Raw genomic sequence first — 4,096 nt, forward strand, 5'->3', positions numbered from 1 at the left:
GCGAGGCGGTACGGTGGGGCGAGAAGGATGCGGCTACGCGGTCCGAGGAGGGAGCCCCGGGCGCCCTCGGCCCCGGCCGGTGATGTGCGCCGGCTCCCCTTCGACCAGGGCTGGTCCTCCAACTCCCTGTCCCTGGTGGAGGTGGGCGGGTCCGCGTACCTCCACAAGACGTACCGGCGGCTGGCCGGCGCGGTCCACGAACCCGAACTGCTGCGCCGGATGAGCGGCACCGGGTACACACCCGAGTGGGCCGGGGACTACACCTACACGGATCCCGTGCGCGGATCCCGGCACCCCGTGGGCGTCCTCTACCGCCACGCTCCGGGCCGGGGGATCGACGCGCCGCTGCGCGAGAACCTGCGCTCCCTGTGGCCCCGGCTCACGGCCGGCACCGCACCGGACCGGCTCGTACGCGCCCATCTGCGGCCGCTGGAAGAGAAGTTGCGCGCCGCCGGGCGTTTCCTGCGCGGCTTCCACCGGGACCTGGCGGCACGCCTCGGCGCCCCCGCCACCGGCTACCCGGTGGCCGAGGCCCTCGCGCGGTCCTCGGCACGGCTGGCCGAGCTGGCCCGGGCCGACACGCCCCTCCCCCGGGACGCCGCGCCCCTTCCCCAGGCCGCCCGGAACGCCGCCTTCGCCGCCCTCGCCGCCGAACTCGGACGGCTGAAGGACGAGTTCGGCGGCCGGACGACGGCACCCGGGGCCGGCCCCTGCCACGGCGACCTGCACCTGTCGCACCTGCTGTGCTCGGACACGGCCGACGGCACCTGGCACATGAACGTCATCGACCTGTCCACGCCCGCCCTGTCACCGGACGACCCGGAGTACGCCGCCCAGTCCCCCGTACAGGATCTCGTCGCCGTGCGGCGCGCCCTGGAGTACTTCGCCGCCGACGAGGCCGCCTTCGAGAGCTCCCGCAGGCTCGGCATCGACGCGACCGAGACCATGTACGGCTCCCTGGACGGTGCGCCCGCCCTGCCGCCCGCGGACCGGGCCGTGCTGGCAGGCGTCTTCCACACCGCCGACCTCTGGCGCGAGCGGGTGCTGGACCTGCTGCTCGGCCCCGCCACCGACGACCCGCTGCGGCGGCTGCTGTACCTGCGCCGGCTGCTGCACGAGCTGGGCTACAACCACGACCACGCCCGCCCCTACCACGCCGCGATCGACCTGCGCCACGCGCTCGCGCCGGCTTCCCCCGCCCCGACGACCCACGCGAGGACACGACCGTCGTGAACGCGCCCAGAATGCACATCATCGAGACGTACTTCGAGTGCTGCGGATTCGACCACACCTTTCTGCAGGGCGGCACGTCCGTGTACCTGTGGAACCTGTCCAAGGCCTTCGCCGCCCGGGGACACCGGGTCTCCATCGTCACCCCGGCCCACGGCCGGCTGGACGACCTGCGGCGGCGCTACGAGGTGGAGGACCTGCCCTACGAGGACACCTACACGCTGCCGGTGGTCCTCGACCCCCGGGTCTGGCAGGGCTTTCCCGCGCAGGCCGAGCTGACGCTGCGCACCACCGCCCACCGCATCCGGCTGGCCGGCGTGGACCTGTACTTCCTGGCCAACGAGTACCTGAACCGGCTGCCCGACACCTTCTACCCGCCGTACTCCGCCAAGGGCCGGGACCTGGTGTTCTTCAAGCCCCTGGTGTTCCAGGTGGACAGCGTGCGCTTCCTGCGCGGCTGGTTCGGCGGCGAGAAGGCCATCGTCCACGCGCACGAACCGTACTACCACTACCTGCTGCCGGCCGCCCTGCGCGACGACCCGTCGAAGCTGGTGGTCAGCAACGTGCAGAGCAACATGCCGATCGCCAAGAAGGTGTACGCGCCCGAGGTGGAGCGGCTCTTCGAACTGCTCGGTGTGGACGTGGAGTTGCCAAAACCCGAGCCCGCGACCGACGCGCCCGCGGCGATCGTGCAGTACCAGCAGCTCACCCACCTGCACTACACCTACCCGCCGGACCACGTGGCGATCTACGAGCTGACCGCCGAGCACGCCGACCTGATCGACTTCCTGTCGCCCGGCCAGCTGGACTTCTACGCGGGTTTCCGGGACACCCCGTTCGAAGCGCTCTTCCGGCGGCTGCCGATCGCCGACGTGGTGCGGCGCAACGCCCACAAGATGTTCGTCGGCGGCTGCGCCATCTCCGACCAGTGGCTGGCCTGGGACCCGGCCGAAGTGGACCGGGCGGAGGTGCTCGGCGGCCTCGGTCTCGATCCCGCCCTGCCGACGTTCTTCCACAACGCCCGCTACGCGGTCCACCACAAGGGCCAGACGGAGCTGATGCGGGCCGTGGACCGGGTGCTGAGCGAAGGCCTCGCGGCCAACTTCGTCATCCGCTGCATCTCCGGCAACGGCATCGACGACCCCTTCTTCCACGAGGTGGCCGCCCGTCATCAGGGCCGGCTGCACTTCGAGTGGGAGCGCGTCGAGGAGGCACAGGTCTTCTCGTACGCCGCCGCCTGTGACTTCGCCCTGTTCCCCTCCAAGTTCGAGATGGACACCTTCCTGATCGCCCAGGGCGAGGCCATGGCCGTGGGCGCGGTGCCGATCGCCACGGACCAGCGGGGCATGGAGCACTTCCGGCACGCCGAAGGCCCGGACACCACGACGGGCTTCGCGGTGAACCGCTCGTTCGCGGAGGACGACGACCTGCTCACCGGCGCGCTCGCGGAGCGCATCCGGCAGGCGGCGGCCCTGTGGTCGCACGACCCCGGCCGCTACCGCGAGCTGTCCGAACGCGCCGCGGCCGTCGCCCGGGTCTTCACCTGGGACCACTGCGCCGATCTGCACCTGGCGGCGTTCACCGCTCTGTGGGAGGGCCGGCCCGCCGTCCTGTCCACCGAACTGGCCTTGCGGCACGGCTGGTTCGACCTGCTCCCCGAGGCGTCGGTCACCACCGGTGCCGCGCTCGCACACGGTGACATCGCGGCCTACGAACGCCGTGCCCCGTTCGGCGCGGAGGCCGCGCTGACGATGTTCCGTGCCGCCTGGGAACGGGCCGACTTCGCCGTCTGCGAAGAGGTCTTGGTGCGACTTCCCGAAGCGGTGCCCGCGGTGGAGGCCGCCCGGCTGCGCGACCGTTCCCGGCTCCTCGGCGACGGGCGGCTGGAGTACCGGCTCCCGCACGCCGAACGAGTGGAAGTCGTCGAGCCCCGGCGGGGCCCGGGCCGGGCCCTTCCCGAGGTGCGCACCCTGGAACGCACGGCACCGGGACTGTTCGTGGGCGAGGCTCCGAGCGCCGCCGGCCGGCTGCTGCTCACGCTGTCCTCCGGCCGGGTGACCTGGGACGAGGTGCGTCATGGCTGATCTGAGCACGGTGCGCGCGGTGCTGCTGGCGGGCGGTGAGGGACGCCGCATGGGCCCGCTCGGCACGGGACGGCTCAAGCCGCTGGTCCCCTACGGCGGGGCCTGCCGGCTCATCGACTTCAGCCTGGCCAACGCCCGTGCCTCGGGCCTTCCGGAGGTGCTGCTGCTCTCCCAGTACGAGGAGCGACTGCTGATGGACGACCTGCACCGGACGTGGAACACCCGGCCCGGCTTCCGGGTGCGCTTCGGCCCCTACGACGCCGCCTACGCGGGCCCGGAGCTGCCCGCCGCGCTGCCGCCGCGCACCTGGCCGGCGGAGCGGGGCACGGCCGACGCGCTGATCCGCAAGGCGGAGTACGTGTTCACGGAGGGCACGAGGGACGTCCTCGTGCTGCACGCCGATCACGTCTACCGCTACGACTACGGTCCGCTGGTCGCGGCGCACCGGGCCTCGGGCGCGGCGCTGACCGTCGCCTACCAGCGGATCGACATGCGCTGGGTGCACCTGTTCGGCATGGTCCGCTTCGACGGCGGCGGCCGGCTGACGGAGTTCACGGAGAAGCCCGAGAACCCCACCTCCGACCTGGTCTTCGCCGCGTTCTGCGTCTTCGACGCCGCCGTGCTGCGCCGGTATCTGACCGAGCTGGACGGCACCGACTGGCAGCACGACATCAGCCGGGACGTGATTCCCGCGATGCTCGCGGCCGGGGAGCACATCCGCGGTCACGAGGTGCACGGCCACTGGGAGGACATCGGCACCGTCGAGCGCTACCACCGCGCCC

3 protein-coding genes are annotated in these 4,096 nt (G+C 72.3%); all 3 read left to right on the plus strand.

Going from position 1 to position 4,096, the window contains the following annotated elements; translation table 11 throughout:
* The first annotated feature begins 84 nt into the window (after window positions 1–84).
* A complete protein-coding gene (locus H5J33_RS26115) occupies window positions 85–1,233 on the plus strand; it encodes a hypothetical protein (RefSeq protein WP_181797309.1) in 1,149 nt (382 codons plus the stop codon).
* Window positions 1,230–3,314: a glycosyltransferase gene (locus H5J33_RS26120; RefSeq protein ID WP_309485490.1), complete on the plus strand. Its 2,085-nt coding sequence runs from the start codon at window positions 1,230–1,232 to the stop codon at window positions 3,312–3,314. The genes H5J33_RS26115 and H5J33_RS26120 overlap by 4 nt, the downstream gene beginning before the upstream one ends.
* Window positions 3,307–4,096: sugar phosphate nucleotidyltransferase (locus H5J33_RS26125; RefSeq protein WP_258565407.1), on the plus strand; the 790-nt coding region annotated here is incomplete at its 3' end. The genes H5J33_RS26120 and H5J33_RS26125, both read left to right, overlap by 8 nt.

This window comes from Streptomyces sp. WELS2 (assembly GCF_013870595.1).
Classification (GTDB): Bacteria; Actinomycetota; Actinomycetes; order Streptomycetales; family Streptomycetaceae; genus Streptomyces.